This is a genomic window from Arthrobacter rhizophilus (assembly GCF_026241105.1).
Lineage (GTDB): Bacteria > Actinomycetota > Actinomycetes > Actinomycetales > Micrococcaceae > Arthrobacter.
In genome coordinates this window covers 22624-36027 of record NZ_JAPFFT010000016.1, presented here as the reverse complement: position 1 = coordinate 36027, position 13404 = coordinate 22624, and the positions used below count along the sequence as shown (strand labels likewise).

Genomic DNA, 13404 nt, shown 5'->3' with positions numbered 1-13404 from the left:
AAGGGCGTTAAACCGCGACGGCGGCACCTTCGCAGGTGACGCCGTCGTAGTTTCTGGTGTTCTAGTTGGCGTAGAACGGGTAGTCGGTGTAGCCCTTGGCGCCTTCACCGTAGAAGGTGGAGGGGTCCGGCTCGTTGAGCGGGAGGCTCTCACGCCACCGGCGCGCCAGGTCCGGGTTGGCGATGGCCGGACGGCCAACCACCACGGCGTCGGCGTGACCGTCAGCCACGAGTGCCAAGGCTTCATCCCGCGTGGTTACTTCGCCGAAGCCGGTGTTTACCAGGAACGTGCCCTTGAAACGCTCGCGCAGGTCTTGGACAAGCCCGCCCTTGGGATCATGGTGGAGGATGCTGAGGTAAGCCAGGTTGAGCGAGGCGATGGTGTCCACCAGGACTTCATAGGTGGCCCGCACATCGGCGGGGTCGGTCTCGGCGATCCCCTGGACCGAGTGCTCCGGGGAAATCCGGATGCCTACCCGGTTGGCGCCCAAGGCTTCAACCACGGCGTTGACCGTCTCGATCACGAAGCGGGCGCGGTTTTCCGGGGAACCACCGTAGCTGTCGGTGCGGACATTCGTGTTGGGGGCAAGGAACTCGTGGAGCAGGTATCCATTGGCAGAGTGCAGTTCAACGCCGTCGAATCCTGCATCGATGGCGTTCCGCGATGCCGTGACGATTTCCTGGATCGTTGCGGGAAGTTCATCGGTGCTCAATTCGCGCGGCACCGGGTAAGGCTTCTTGCCGCTCGGCGTACGGACGTCGCCGTCGATGGCCACGGCGCTGGGTGCCACGATCTCGTGACCGCCGGTAATGTCCGGGTGGGAAACGCGCCCACCGTGCATGACCTGGGCGAAGATCCGGCCGCCCTCGGCATGGACCGCGTCGGTCACTTTCTTCCAGCCGGCGATCTGCTCCTCCGTCACGAGCCCGGGCTGCCCCGGGTAGGACTGCCCTGCCGGCGTGGGGTAGGTGCCCTCGCTGACAATCAGCCCGAGGGAAGCACGTTGTCCGTAGTGTTCCGCGACCAGCGGGCCAGGAACGCCTTCAGCGCCTGAACGGAGGCGGGTCAGCGGCGCCATGACCAAGCGGTTGGGAAGTTCAAGCTCGCCTAGAGTCAACGGGGAAAACAACATGAGCAGTGCCTTTCAAACGGGAACAGGTCCACTGGCGGCAACTGCCACGCGCCTGCAACTATTCCTATTGAGACGGGGATCACATGGCGGCGGTGGTGCGGAAATACTCGGTCGCCCGAGGACAACACCCTGTCCTTCTGGGCTGCGTGCGCCCCCGGGCTATTTCGCGGGGACGCCAGGGCAGCCCTCGCCCTGGGGGTTGACGATGCAGTTGTCGGCGTAGTTGCGCGTGATTGATCGCCAGACGCTTACGGTCTGTGGCGGCGAGGCAAACTGTCCTGTGCCGGGAATCGGCAGGTTCGGACCACCGTTCACGGAGTAGGTGCCGCGGAAGGTGGTGGTCACGGAAATCTGAAAATCACCGGTCTGTTGATACACATGGCTCGTGCGGGTCTTTTGGCCCCATTCCGCTTCCCGAAGCGGACCACCGGCGGAGGGCGTCGGCCCAAGACTGTTGCCGTCCCCGTAGGCGTAGGTGTATTCCACCGGAGTTGCCACAATATGGACCCGTTGGCCAAGAAGCGTCACCTCGAATTGCTGCTCGAGCGCGTCCGCGAAAATGTTGGTCTCAGCGCCTTTGAGCGTGTGAGGGCTCGGCTGGGCGGTCAAGTCCGCGGGTTTGATCGGAAGGTTGCGGAAATCGCTCTCGATTCTTGCCGCAATCCGCGGCAGGAGGTCCTCGGGCTTTTGGTCGTACAGGCAGGACGGACCATTTCCGCTGGTGCTCCAGTCCGTCCACACAGGATTCGAGACCGACTTCGGCGCGACCTTCCAAATGACCGGAGTCCCGGCCTTCTCACCAGCCTCGCGGGGCGGGCATTGCATTTGCCCCGGCAGGCACCTTTTGGCCAAGGAATTGTCATCAACCTGGCACTGGAGATCTGCCTTGTACTGGTTCGGGTCGTCGCTGACGTGGCCAGGAGGGGCGAGGACAAACTCTCCGGATTGAGGGTCGCGGACGTAATTAGCAGAGACGTCAATTCCACTTTGTTGATATCCCGACGACACACGGTCATCGCTGGCTGCCTCCGCGGGTGCGGCGGGAACTACCAGTAGCAGTGCCAAGGCAATGGCAAAAAGTCTCCACTTTCGCGAATTCACCGCGCACTACCGAATCAATCCGAGGTCTTTGACCTTCCAAGACCCTGATTCGAATGCGGCAATAAGGACAGATGCGGAGTTCGATAATGGCGTTGCGGTCTGGCCTACGCTTCCATCGGCATCGTAGTAGTCAATCTGGCTTTGGATGGTCTGAATCTTCACTTGCTGAGTCAGTGCCTCGGATTTGAAGATTGCATCAACCGACGGAGTTGTCATCTTGCCACCGACAATCCATCTTCCTTTTATGTAAGCGGACTCCAGACCCTGTTTGATTCGATTGCAAAAGGTGCATTCCGCAGACGTCATCGCTGACCAACCGGCCATGTCCCCCGTCTCATAGGCATAACTCATCACTTGGAACCAATACCTAGCGAACGCCTCCACGCCTTCCTTGCTATTCGCTTTCGCGGCCTCCGGCAGAACCGGAATGGGCACGTTCTCCGCCCTCCCCTTGGCATCAGCCGGCTTGTAGGCAGCAGTCGGGGTCGGAGTGGGTGTAGCCGTGGCGCTGGCAGAAACACTTGGCGACGCGGACTGCCCAGCCTGCGGCTGGCCACTCCCACATGCAGTCAGCGTCAACGCCGCCGCGAGGGTGCCAACTACGAAAAAGCGGGCGAAATTGGACGTGGGTGGAGTCATGGCTTGCTATCCCCCAGATAGTTTTCAAGACTGAACGTTTCACAAAAGGGTAACCCAATTGCCATGCTTGCCTGAAAAGTTATCCACAGGCCCGGCTCGCTTCTCCACCTGCATCGCTCAGCCATCGGGTCGCCAACCCCAAACCATAGGCCTCGACGACGGGACCGCAGCCAGGCCGCCCATCCGTCGTCGAGGCCTATGGGGCCTTTACCTTTGCGCGTACTTCCGCAACATGGCCTTGACGCTATCGACTGGATGAAACCACGGAGTCACCACGATGTTTCCACGCCGTAACTTATCCAGCGAGTCGGCCGCCAAGATTGCGGCCCCACGTTTGTGGACGTCCAACAAAATCGCGATCCCCCGGCCCCACTACGGTCAGGAGGGAACGCACCATCCCCTGCAAGTAGCGGCCGAGGAGCACCATGACCACCCAGCCAAACCCAAGGCGTACGTCCACATATCCGATTCTGGAAACAGCCCGCCAGCAAGTCCTCGCGAACGGCGAAGGCCTCAACGAATCCCAGCTGCTCGAGATCTTGGAGCTCCCGGACGAAGCCATCCCGGAGGCCCTGCAACTCGCCCACGAAGTCCGTCTGGAGCACTGCGGCGAGGACGTCGAAGTAGAGGGAATCATCTCCATCAAGACCGGAGGATGCCCTGAGGACTGCCATTTCTGCAGCCAATCGGGCCTGTTTGACAGCCCGGTCCGCGGCGTCTGGCTCGACATCCCCGAGCTCGTCAAAGCCGCGAAGGAAACCGCAGCCACTGGGGCCACGGAGTTCTGCATTGTCGCGGCCGTCCGTGGCCCCGACATCAAACTGATGAACCAGATCAAGTTCGCGATCGACCGCATCAAACAAGAAGTGGACATCAATATCGCCTGTTCGTTGGGCATGCTCACCCAGCGCCAAGTGGACCAGCTCGCCGAATGGGGCGTCCACCGCTACAACCACAACCTCGAAACCGCGCGCAGCTACTTCCCCGAAGTCGTCACCACGCACAGCTATGAGGAGCGACTAGAAACCTGCAACATGGTCAAAGCCGCCGGCATGGAACTCTGCTGCGGCGCCTTGATCGGCATGGGCGAAACCACCGCCCAGCGGGCCGAGCTTGCCAGCCAGCTCGCAGCCCTCGAACCCCACGAAGTTCCCCTCAACTTCCTCAATCCGCGCCCCGGAACGCCCCTCGAAAACCAAGGAATCATGGACGGCAAGGACGCCCTCCGTGCGATCGCGGCGTTCCGCCTCGCGATGCCACGGACCGTCCTGCGCTACGCCGGCGGTCGGGAACTGACCCTGGGCGATCTCGGCACGCGCGAAGGCCTCATGGGCGGCATCAACGCCGTGATCGTCGGCAACTACCTCACCACTCTGGGCCGACCCGCCGACGCGGACCTCAACCTCCTCGTGGAGCTGAACATGCCCATCAAGGAACTCCAGAAGTCGCTGTGAACACCAGTGCCAACGGAACAGATACCGCCACAAACACAGCCACCGGCACAGTCAGCTTCTGCGGTCTCTGCGGCGAGCCCGCCGCGCAGGACGCCCAAGTGGTGCAAGGCGACACGGTAACGGAAAGCGAGCGCCCGACGTCGGACGCTCACCAAAGCTGCCAGCAGCGCCTCGCGATGGAACCTCCTCGCTATTGCGTCACGTGCCGGCGCCGTATGAAGGTCCAGGTCACGCCGCTGGGCTGGACTGCTGAATGCTCGCGACACGAACGGCTGACGTCATGAGCGTCATCCAGCGAGACCTCATCCAGCGTGACCGCGCGAGCCTCTGGCATCCGTACGCCCCGGCGTCGGCGACGCTGCCCTTGTGGGAGGTCGAAGACGCCGACGGCGTGGCGCTGCGGCTCCGCGACGAAAGCGGCCGCGGGCATGAGGTGCTCGACGCCATGTCCTCGTGGTGGTCCGTCATCCACGGGTACCGCAACCCCCTCCTGAATGCCGCGGCGAACCGCCAATTGGGCAAGTTCAGCCATGTGATGTTCGGCGGCCTTACCCACGAGCCCGCCGTCGAACTGGCTGAACGGCTTGTGGCGATGGCTCCTTCCGCCGCAGATCGTCCACCGCTGGAGCGGGTGTTCCTGGCAGATTCAGGGTCGGTGTCCGTGGAGGTGGCGCTCAAGTTGGCGGTGCAGTTCCAGACCGCCTCGGGGTTCCCCAAGCGGCAACGCTTCCTGAGCATCCGCGGCGGATACCACGGCGACACCTTCGCCGCGATGGGAGTGTGCGACCCCGTGGACGGCATGCATTCGGCTTTCCCCGGACTACTCGCTGCCAACGTGTTCGCCGCGAGGCCACCTGCCGCGGGCGCGCCGCCGGAGGAGATCGCGGAGTGGCGGGCGCAGGTCGAAGGCCTTGCTGCGGAGAACACCAATGAGCTGGCCGCGATCATCGTGGAGCCCGTGCTTCAAGGCGCGGGCGGCATGTTCATCTACGCCGCCGAATGCCTGCGCATCCTCCGCGACATCGCCGATCGGCACGGGATCCTCCTGATCCTGGACGAGATCGCGACAGGTTTCGGCCGCACGGGCGAGCTGTTCGCCGCGGAGCATGCCGGCGTGGTTCCGGACATCATGTGCGTCGGGAAGGCCCTCACCGGCGGTTACCTCACCCTTGCGGCGACGCTGTGCACCGGCGAAGTTGCTGCCCGAGTTTCGGGCGGCGGTGCCGGCGCCTTGCTGCACGGGCCCACGTTCATGGGCAATCCGCTCGCGTGCGCCGTGGCCAATGCGAGCCTGGGAATTCTCGACGGCAGTGCCTGGCGCAGCGACGTGTCCCGGATCGGCGCGGGCCTGGCCGCCGGACTCGAAGCCGCTAACGCATTCGACGCCGTCAAAGAGGTCCGCACCATCGGCGCCGTTGGCGTCATTGAGTTAAACACGGAAGTGGACGTCGCCGCTGTGACGAGTGCCGCCGTCGGGCACGGCGTGTGGGTGCGGCCCTTCCGGAACCTTGTCTACGCGATGCCGCCCTACATCAGCACCGCGGAAGACGTTCGGCGGATGGCCGAAGGCATGGTGGCGGCCGTGGCCGAGGTGCACGGCCCATGAGCAGGTCCATGACCGCATGGTTGGAACAGCAGGCTGCGGTCCGCGAGCGCCGAGGCCTGGTCCGGACGCCCCTGACGCGCCTCGATGGGGACTCCGAGGTAGACCTGGCCAGTAACGACTACCTTGGCCTCGCCACGGACCCCCGGTTGGCCGAGGCTGCCCGGGAGGCGATCGGCCGTTGGGGCACCGGCGCCAGGTCCTCGCGCCTGGTTGCGGGCACCACCGAGTTGCACCTGGAACTCGAAGCCGAGCTCGCGAACCTCACTGGCATGGAATCCGGGCTGGTCTTCTCGTCCGGATATTTGGCCAATCTGGGCGTCACTACTGCACTCGGCGGCCCTGGAACCCTCATCGTGGCCGACGAACATTGCCATGCCTCGCTGATTGACGGTTTCCGGCTGAGCCGTTCCAGGGTGGATACGGTCCCCCACAACGATCTCGCGGCAACCGAGCAGCATCTTCGAAATCGCACGGAACCCAGGGCCCTGATCGCCGTCGAGTCCATCTACAGCGTCTTCGGCGACGCCGCCCCTCTCCCCCAGCTGCTGTCCTTGGCCGAAGTTCACGACGCCGTGCTCCTCGTGGACGAGGCCCACAGCCTCGGCGTTGCTGGCCACGGCGCGTTCCAGGGCTTCGGCTCGGTGGCTGGAACGGATCTCTCAGGCCACCCGAATGTTGTATTGACGGCAACGCTTTCCAAGTCGCTCGGCAGCCAAGGGGGTGCCGTGCTTGGCAGCGCCCTGCTCCGCGAACACCTCGTCAACAGGGCCCGCAGCTTCATCTTCGACACCGGTCTCGCGCCGTCGTCGGCTGCGGCCGCGCTGGCCGCCGTCGGGATCATCCGGGCGGAACCGTGGCGTGCGGCGGCCGTCCATCGGAACGCTGCCAGCCTCACGGCGGGACTGGCCCCGGCGCTGGGCGGTGCCGTGGAACCCGTTGGCGAGTCAGCCGGTGCCGTGCAATCCATCCCGATGCCCTCTGCCGCTGCCGCGCTTGCGGCAAGCCAGGCGGCACACCGGGCGGGTGTCCGCGTCGGCTGCTTCCGCCCGCCATCGGTTCCCGACGGCGTCTCGCGCCTCAGGCTGACAGCTCGCGCCACGCTGACGCCCCACGACATCGACTACGCGTGCGCAACGTTGCGCCGCATCCTGGAGGAAACACAGTGAAACTACCCCGCATAGTGCTCGTCACCGGAACGGACACCGGCGTCGGCAAGACGGTCACGACGGCGGCCCTCGCGTCTGCGCTACAAGCGGAGAGCCGCTCGGTGGCCGTGTACAAGCCCTGCCAGAGCGGCGCTGCAGCCGGTGACTCCGACTGCACTGAGATCATTCGCCTGGCCGGACCGCTCACTGCCGAGGCCGGCGTCGTGCTTCAAGAACCTCTCGCCCCGGTGCCCGCTGCCGCGCTGGACGGAGTCAAGCTGCCGCCGCTGGCGGAGCATGCCGCGCGTGTCCGCGAACTCGCCAGCACCCATGACCATGTCCTGGTGGAGGGTTCGGGCGGTCTCCTTGTCGAGCTAGACGCCGACGGCGGCACGCTGGCGGATCTGGGAGGGCACCTTGGACGGGACGCGACTTTTGTGCTTGTTGCGCGTCCCGCGTTGGGAACCTTGAACCACACAGCACTGACTCTCGAGGCGCTGGACCGCAGGGATCTGAGCATCCACGGCGTGGTGCTGGGAACGTGGCCGGATGAACCGGGCGTTCTGGAACACGGCAACCGGGCAACCATTGGCTTGTTGCGGCCGCTTATCGGGGTGTTGCCCGAGCGTGCGGCAGACCTACCGCCGGTGACTTTCCGGGAAGCAAGCACACATTGGTTGAGCGGAGCCTGGTCATGAGCGCCGCTCCTGCCAGGACACAGACGTGCCCGTATCTGGTCCTGCGCGAACCGTCCGTGGTGCGGGAAGTCCTGCACAGGCCGGACGACTTCAGCCCGGCGAATGCCCTCATCGCCGTGACGCCTTTGTCGGGGCAGTCCCTTCGTGTGCTTCAGCGTGCCCGCTTCGCTTTGCCGCCGGTGCTGGCCAGCAACGATACGACCTCCCACGCAGGCATCCGCAAGGTGGTGGCCGGATTCTTCACCCCGGCGACAGTGGGCGCGGTGGAGCCGCGGATTCGCGAGATCGCACGGGATGCTGCTGCAACGGCGGTTGGATTGCTGGAAGCGGTTGGGCGGGTAGATCTGGTGCAGGCCGTGGCTGCGTACCCGCCGGCAATTGTGATGCTGGAGCTTCTTGGTCTCCCTGTACGCGATCTTCCGGAGTTGAAGGCGTGGAGCCTGGATTCCCTGGAGCTTTTCTGGGGCTGGCCGGACGCGGAGCGGCAATTGGAGCTGGCCGGGAGTGCGGCGGCGTTCTTTGGCTGGCTGTGGGAGCTTGTCCTCGAGGCAGTGGGGTCTCCGGGACGTAACCTCTTCAAGTCATTGGCAGAACACGGCCTCAGCACTCCCGAAATCTGTTCCCTGGGCTATTTCCTGCTCATCGCGGGACAGGAAACCACCACCCAGCTCATCAGCACGGCATTGTTCCGGCTTGCCGAGGGGTCCGCCGGCTTTGCCTGGGATGACGCCGCCTCCGGTTCCGCGGCGCGCGAGCTCATCCGTCACGTCCTCGCGACCGAGTCTTCAGTCCCCACCTGGCGCCGGATTGCCTCCCAGGACACGGTGCTCCACGGCGAACGCATCCCCGCGGGTGCCGAAATCCTGCTGGAACTCACGGGGCACCATGAGTCGCCAGGCCAGGCTTCGACGGCGCACGGGCTCGGTCCAACGGCCTATGGGCTGGCCTTCGGCTCGGGGATCCACCGCTGCCTTGGTGCGAAACTCGCGGAACTGGAGGCGGCCGTCGTCGTGCAGGAGACTGCGGCAGTGCTACAAGGCGCTCGTCTGGCAGACCCGGAACCCGAATGGCTCCGCCTGCTGTCCTTCCAGGCGCCGCGGACAGTCAGCGTCGAGTTCTGACGATCCCCGACGCTCACTCACATCTGACGCATTTCCCACGGACCCTCACTCACATCACGTGAGGGACGGTCCGGGAATTTGGCCACACAAGAGAGCGAGCGTCGCAAGAAAGACCCATATACGTGAGCGAGGGTCGCTGGGGAGGCCGTGCGTAGACTGAGGATATGGGCGAGAGCCGTGACCTGCTGACGCCTGAGCAACGCAGCCTGAACATGTCCAAGATCCGGGGCAAAAACACCAAGCCCGAGCTCCTGGTCCGCCGGCTCCTGCACGCCAAGGGGTACCGGTACCGGCTTCACGGGCGAGCCGCGGGCGGGAAGCTGCCCGGCAGTCCGGATCTCGTCTTTGCAGGCCGGCGCAAGGTGATCTTCGTCAACGGATGCTTCTGGCACTTCCACGATTGCAAGGCGGGCCGGCACGCGCCAACGGCCAACGCGGACTTCTGGGAAGCCAAGCGAAACCGCACCCGGGAGCGCGACGCCGGACAGCGGGAACTGCTGAGAGCCTCAGGCTGGGAGGTTCTCACCGTGTGGGAATGCGAACTGCGGGACCGTTCGGCTTTGGAGAATCAGCTCACGCAGTTCCTCGACGGCGGCCGAACAGGAAGTAGCTCAGCGGCCCAAAGAAGTTGATGAAGCATGCGGCCCGCCATGCGGCTTTGTTTCCCCTGATCTGGGCCTCGGGGGTCTTGGAAATGCTGCGTTGTGCCGCCACTAGCAGCGTCAGCTGTCCCGCACCCACCACGAGCATGCCCACCCGTTGCCCCGGGGTCATGTCCTTCCAGGACTTCTTCTTTTTCTTGCCGTGCATGATGCCTCCGTCTGCGAATGACTGCTCTCTTAGGCTAGACCGACTGCCGCCCGGACGGAACAGGTCCCCACCGCATCCCTAACCTCGCTGCGCTCGGCCAGGGAACCCGGACGGCGGAGGCCCCTGCTGCGGAGCGTCAGAGACGCGCTTGCCGGACCACTTCTCCCCACGACTGTTCGGCGAGGTCGGCGACGGCGGCAAGAATCTCTGCCGGGGGCCGCGACAAGTCAAGCGGATACTCCACAATGTCGATGTCCGTGTTGAGGATCCTCCGCAGCTTCATCTCGCCCTTGCCCGCGTAGAGCAGCCACGCCGTGGGAACCCGCAGGGCAGTGCAGTAGGCCAGCATCTGGTAGTGGTCCGCATTGAGCGATGCCCCGGAGTCCGTGGCCGCCTTGTATTTGGTGCCGTACGCCACCACGGGCTTGCCACCCAGGAAATGCACTGCGTCCGGGCGCACTGTGAGCCGGTCCGAATCCCGCACGGCCTCGTTGAGGGTGACACCATATTGAAGCCGCATTTCGCCCGGATGTGCTCCCATGGCCTGGCGCAGTGCAACGCCCACGAATTCCTCAAACACGCGGGACATGTCCACCACGAACGAGGCGGTCTGCTGTTTTCCCTCGCCCGCTTCGGCGGAGGCATTCCGCAGGATGAGCTCGGCCAAACGGAGCACGGGGTGGTAGCGGAGATTCATCCGGCTCGCTTGCCAGCGCGGGAGGGGCGCCCCGGACTGAAGCCGCGTGACGGCGTCGAGCTTTCCCTTAAGCTGCCGCAAGCGGCTGAGGACGTTCTGCCGCACGCCCGGCACCTTGCCCATTCGCTCAAGCGCGGCGCGCAGAATACGGTTTTCGGCAATGTCCTCGGTGAATTCGTCGTAGGAGACTTCCAGCGGAACCAGCATCCCTGGGCGACGCGAGATCTGGTCCGAGATCCGGATGCGGCCCTTGACCGTCCGGAGGGACTCATCCACGGTCAGGTACCCCTGCAGGGGACCGCGGCTGAGGGCCCGCTCCGCCAACTGGGCGAGGGATTCCGCGAGCGCGTTCCACAGGTCCTTTTGCTCGACGGCGGCCACGGAATCCTCGCGGAAGCCTTGATCCCCGGCATAGCTGAGCAGGAACAGCAGCCGGCTCAAGCCCAAGCGGTCTTTGGGCCGTACCTCGAACTGGACGGTGGGGGTGCGCACGGAGCCGACCTTGCCCACGGGCTCGATCCGGTAGAGGCCCATCCCCATGGGCGAGGCCTTCGCGAGCCCGCTGGAATTGAGCAGCGCGGCGGCGTCCGGATCAAGCTTGTCCACCATGCCGCCGGAGAGCTCGTCCATGACGATGTGCCGGATAGCAGGGACCTTTGTGGAAGCGCGGGCGGCAGGCCGTCCGATACCCGGTGCCCGGACCGGCCGGGGCGGAGCTGCCTTAGCGGGCCGCAAGTCGACCCAACAACTGGTCCAGACCGAAGCGCTCCTCCAGCTGGGCCCGATTCAGCTGACCGTGGTAGTGCTCCTCCAAGAGGGGCATGAGCTCGTACTTCCAGATCCGGCGCAGCCCGGCCGGGTTCTGGGCCGCGTTCTTCATGAAGTACGACGGGCCGATCATCAAGTCCCGGTCCCAGTCGTCAATGGAGTCGTTCAAGGCATCAAGCAGGTCCGCGTTGAGGGTGTCCAGGCCGCGGGCCGAGAGGAACCGCCTCAATGAGCCGCGGATCGGTTCCACCTTCGGGTGCAATTCAACGAACGCGAAACGGCGGCGGATGGCGGCGTCCATCATGGCGATGGAGCGGTCCGCCGTGTTCATGGTGCCGATGATGTAGAGGTTGTCCGGCAGGCTGAACGGCTCGTTAGGGCTGTACTGGAGATAGATGCGGTCGTCCCGGTATTCCAGCAAGAAGTACAGCTCACCGAACACTTTGGCCAGGTTTGCCCGGTTCATTTCGTCGATGATGAGGAAGTACGGCTTGTTGGAGTTCCCAGGTTTCGCGGCTTCTTCCGCGAGACGCCGCAGCGGCCCGGCTACGAGTTTGAACGAAACCTGGCCGTCGTCGGTCTTATCCGGCCGGAAGCCCTCGAAGAAGTCCTCGTACGCGTAGGACGGGTGGAACTGCACCAGCTTGACACGCTCATCGGTGCTGTCCCCCGCGAGTTCGGCAGCCAAGTGCTTGGCGAGGTAGGTCTTGCCTGTGCCCGGAGGCCCGTAGAGCACCAGTTGGCGGTTCTCTTCCAGGAGCTCGGCGATCTCCTTGAGCGGCTCGAGCTCCATGTGCAAGGAGGCTGCGAACTCTTCAGTGAGGGGGCCGAACCCTTCCTGGACGGGCTCGACGACGGTGTCCGGGGCGGTGGTGTCCTCACCGTCGGATTCGGCTTCAGCGGGCAGGAGCGACTGCAGCGACTGGATGACCTTGGTGACGTCCACGACGATCCCCGGGGTGGAGAGCTGGCGTTGGACATGCCGTGGAGCTTCCGCGATGGGGTGGGTCTCGTCGAACCAGCGCACCTTGCGGCGGAGCCGGCGGTTGTCTCCGTTGTGTTCCGGTTCGCCCAGGACCACGCCGATCCTGACGGCTCCGGAGCTCTGGAACAGGGCGAGGTCGCCCGGCTTCATCACGGTCAGGAACGCGAAGACAGCGGTCTTGGTGTCTTCGCGCTCCACGTAGCCGAGGTGTTTGTAATCCTCGTCCACGGCATGCTGGACCACGCCGGCGGTGACGCCGGGGGTGAGTTCGCGCAGGTGTTCGACGTCGAGGGTTGCCTTTTCTTCGTCCTGCCAGGCGGCAAGGAGCTCGGTAGCGTCTTGGTGCGTGCGCAGCAGCCAGGCGCGGCGGCCGGGATCTCCCACTTTGCGCCACTGGCTGACGAGCTGCCGATCGTACCAATCGATGCGCTGGCCGGCCTGTTCGTCCAGGTGCAGCCGGATCCGGTGGACGTCCGCGGTGATGTCGTTTTCGGTTTCGCCGTGGGCGCCGCCAACGAGCGAAGCGAAAGCGTCCCGGATTTCGCGCCGCTCCACGTCAGCCACCACAGGCTCGAAGTAGCTGGGCCATGCCAAGTATTCGATGCTGCGCCGGATGGCTGGCTGGTCCTCGGGCGTTGCCGCGGCGAGTTCGTGGAATTTCAGCGGGTCCTTGAGGGCTTTGGTGATGCTCGCGTTGGACTGGCCATCCACGTGCGCCACGAAGCGGCACAGCCAGGTGAGATGGTCCCAGATGGTCCAGTTGAACTCTGCGGTCCGGTCACGGATGACGCCGTGATCGGTCATACCTTGGTACAACTCTTTGGGCAGCTCGAGCTCAGGATCGAGCCAGGACGCGGCCTCGGCAACGCGGGCGCGCTTCACCTTCAGCGATTTGACCTCATGGGCCAGCGGAAGGGACTGCAGGAAGAGGAGTTCGACGGCGAGCAACTTGGCCTCGCGGGACGCCCCTTCCAGGTTTTGGCGCAGATTGGTCATCATGGGCGCTTTGGAGTCTCCGACGCCGCGTTCCAACCGCTCCAGGAGCTCGGCGGCGGCGTCCACGGTCCAGGTGCGGGTGCCGGAGTCGAGCGCCGAGGCCTTGCCTTGCAGCCCCGGGCCCAGCACGAACCACGCCGCATCTTCGATCTCCTTGGAGATACCGGGGGCACGGGTCAGTGGTGTTTTGGTGGAGGGAGTCACCCTGCCAACTTACATGGTTTGGCAGGGTGACGGCATCAGGAAAGTCGG

13 protein-coding genes are annotated in these 13404 nt (G+C 64.6%); 7 read left to right on the top strand and 6 right to left on the bottom strand.

The window, feature by feature from the left end; all coding sequences use genetic code 11:
* Positions 1-61 precede the first annotated feature (61 nt).
* The 3 genes from OOZ51_RS14080 to OOZ51_RS14070 form a co-directional block, all read right to left on the bottom strand.
* Positions 62-1132 carry an alkene reductase gene (locus OOZ51_RS14080; protein ID WP_265980318.1) on the bottom strand — a complete coding sequence of 357 codons (1071 nt, stop codon included), beginning with the start codon at positions 1130-1132 and terminating at the stop codon, positions 62-64.
* 159 nt (positions 1133-1291) lie between these two features.
* Complete coding sequence (locus OOZ51_RS14075; protein ID WP_265980317.1) at positions 1292-2233, bottom strand: hypothetical protein; 942 nt, start codon at positions 2231-2233, stop codon at positions 1292-1294.
* A 6-nt stretch (positions 2234-2239) separates the two neighbouring features.
* A complete protein-coding gene (locus OOZ51_RS14070) occupies positions 2240-2872 on the bottom strand; it encodes a DUF6318 family protein (protein ID WP_265980316.1) in 633 nt (210 codons plus the stop codon).
* Positions 2873-3297: 425 nt separating this feature from the next.
* On the opposite strand from OOZ51_RS14070, the gene bioB reads away from it, so the two are divergent.
* The 7 genes from bioB to OOZ51_RS14035 all read left to right on the top strand — a co-directional run bounded on the left by bioB (position 3298) and on the right by OOZ51_RS14035 (position 9528).
* Entirely contained in the window at positions 3298-4326 is a 1029-nt protein-coding gene (gene bioB / locus OOZ51_RS14065) for a biotin synthase BioB (protein ID WP_265980314.1), read from the top strand.
* Entirely contained in the window at positions 4323-4610 is a 288-nt protein-coding gene (gene bsaP / locus OOZ51_RS14060) for a biotin synthase auxiliary protein BsaP (protein ID WP_265980313.1), read from the top strand. Before bioB ends, bsaP begins: the two co-directional genes overlap by 4 nt.
* Positions 4607-5932, top strand: a complete 1326-nt coding sequence (locus OOZ51_RS14055) for an adenosylmethionine--8-amino-7-oxononanoate transaminase (protein ID WP_265980312.1) — start codon at positions 4607-4609, stop codon at positions 5930-5932. Before bsaP ends, OOZ51_RS14055 begins: the two co-directional genes overlap by 4 nt.
* 8 nt (positions 5933-5940) lie before the next feature.
* On the top strand, positions 5941-7098 hold the full coding sequence (locus tag OOZ51_RS14050; protein WP_416346385.1) for an 8-amino-7-oxononanoate synthase: 1158 nt from the start codon (positions 5941-5943) through the stop codon (positions 7096-7098).
* On the top strand, positions 7095-7775 hold the full coding sequence (gene bioD / locus OOZ51_RS14045; RefSeq protein ID WP_265980310.1) for a dethiobiotin synthase: 681 nt from the start codon (positions 7095-7097) through the stop codon (positions 7773-7775). Before OOZ51_RS14050 ends, bioD begins: the two co-directional genes overlap by 4 nt.
* On the top strand, positions 7772-8896 hold the full coding sequence (locus tag OOZ51_RS14040; protein WP_265980309.1) for a cytochrome P450 family protein: 1125 nt from the start codon (positions 7772-7774) through the stop codon (positions 8894-8896). The genes bioD and OOZ51_RS14040 overlap by 4 nt, the downstream gene beginning before the upstream one ends.
* 164 nt (positions 8897-9060) lie before the next feature.
* Entirely contained in the window at positions 9061-9528 is a 468-nt protein-coding gene (locus tag OOZ51_RS14035) for a very short patch repair endonuclease (RefSeq protein ID WP_265980308.1), read from the top strand.
* On the opposite strand, the gene OOZ51_RS14030 is transcribed toward OOZ51_RS14035, so the two are convergent.
* The 3 genes from OOZ51_RS14030 to OOZ51_RS14020 all read right to left on the bottom strand — a co-directional run bounded on the left by OOZ51_RS14030 (position 9470) and on the right by OOZ51_RS14020 (position 13356).
* On the bottom strand, positions 9470-9706 hold the full coding sequence (locus OOZ51_RS14030; RefSeq protein ID WP_265980307.1) for a PLDc N-terminal domain-containing protein: 237 nt from the start codon (positions 9704-9706) through the stop codon (positions 9470-9472). The genes OOZ51_RS14035 and OOZ51_RS14030 overlap by 59 nt on opposite strands.
* Before the next feature lie 136 nt (positions 9707-9842).
* Positions 9843-11033: a 5-methylcytosine restriction system specificity protein McrC gene (locus OOZ51_RS14025; RefSeq protein ID WP_265980306.1), complete on the bottom strand. Its 1191-nt coding sequence runs from the start codon at positions 11031-11033 to the stop codon at positions 9843-9845.
* A 91-nt stretch (positions 11034-11124) separates the two neighbouring features.
* The gene (locus OOZ51_RS14020) at positions 11125-13356 is read right to left on the bottom strand and encodes an McrB family protein (protein WP_265980304.1); all 2232 of its coding nucleotides are present in this window, start codon (positions 13354-13356) and stop codon (positions 11125-11127) included.
* Positions 13357-13404 lie beyond the last annotated feature (48 nt).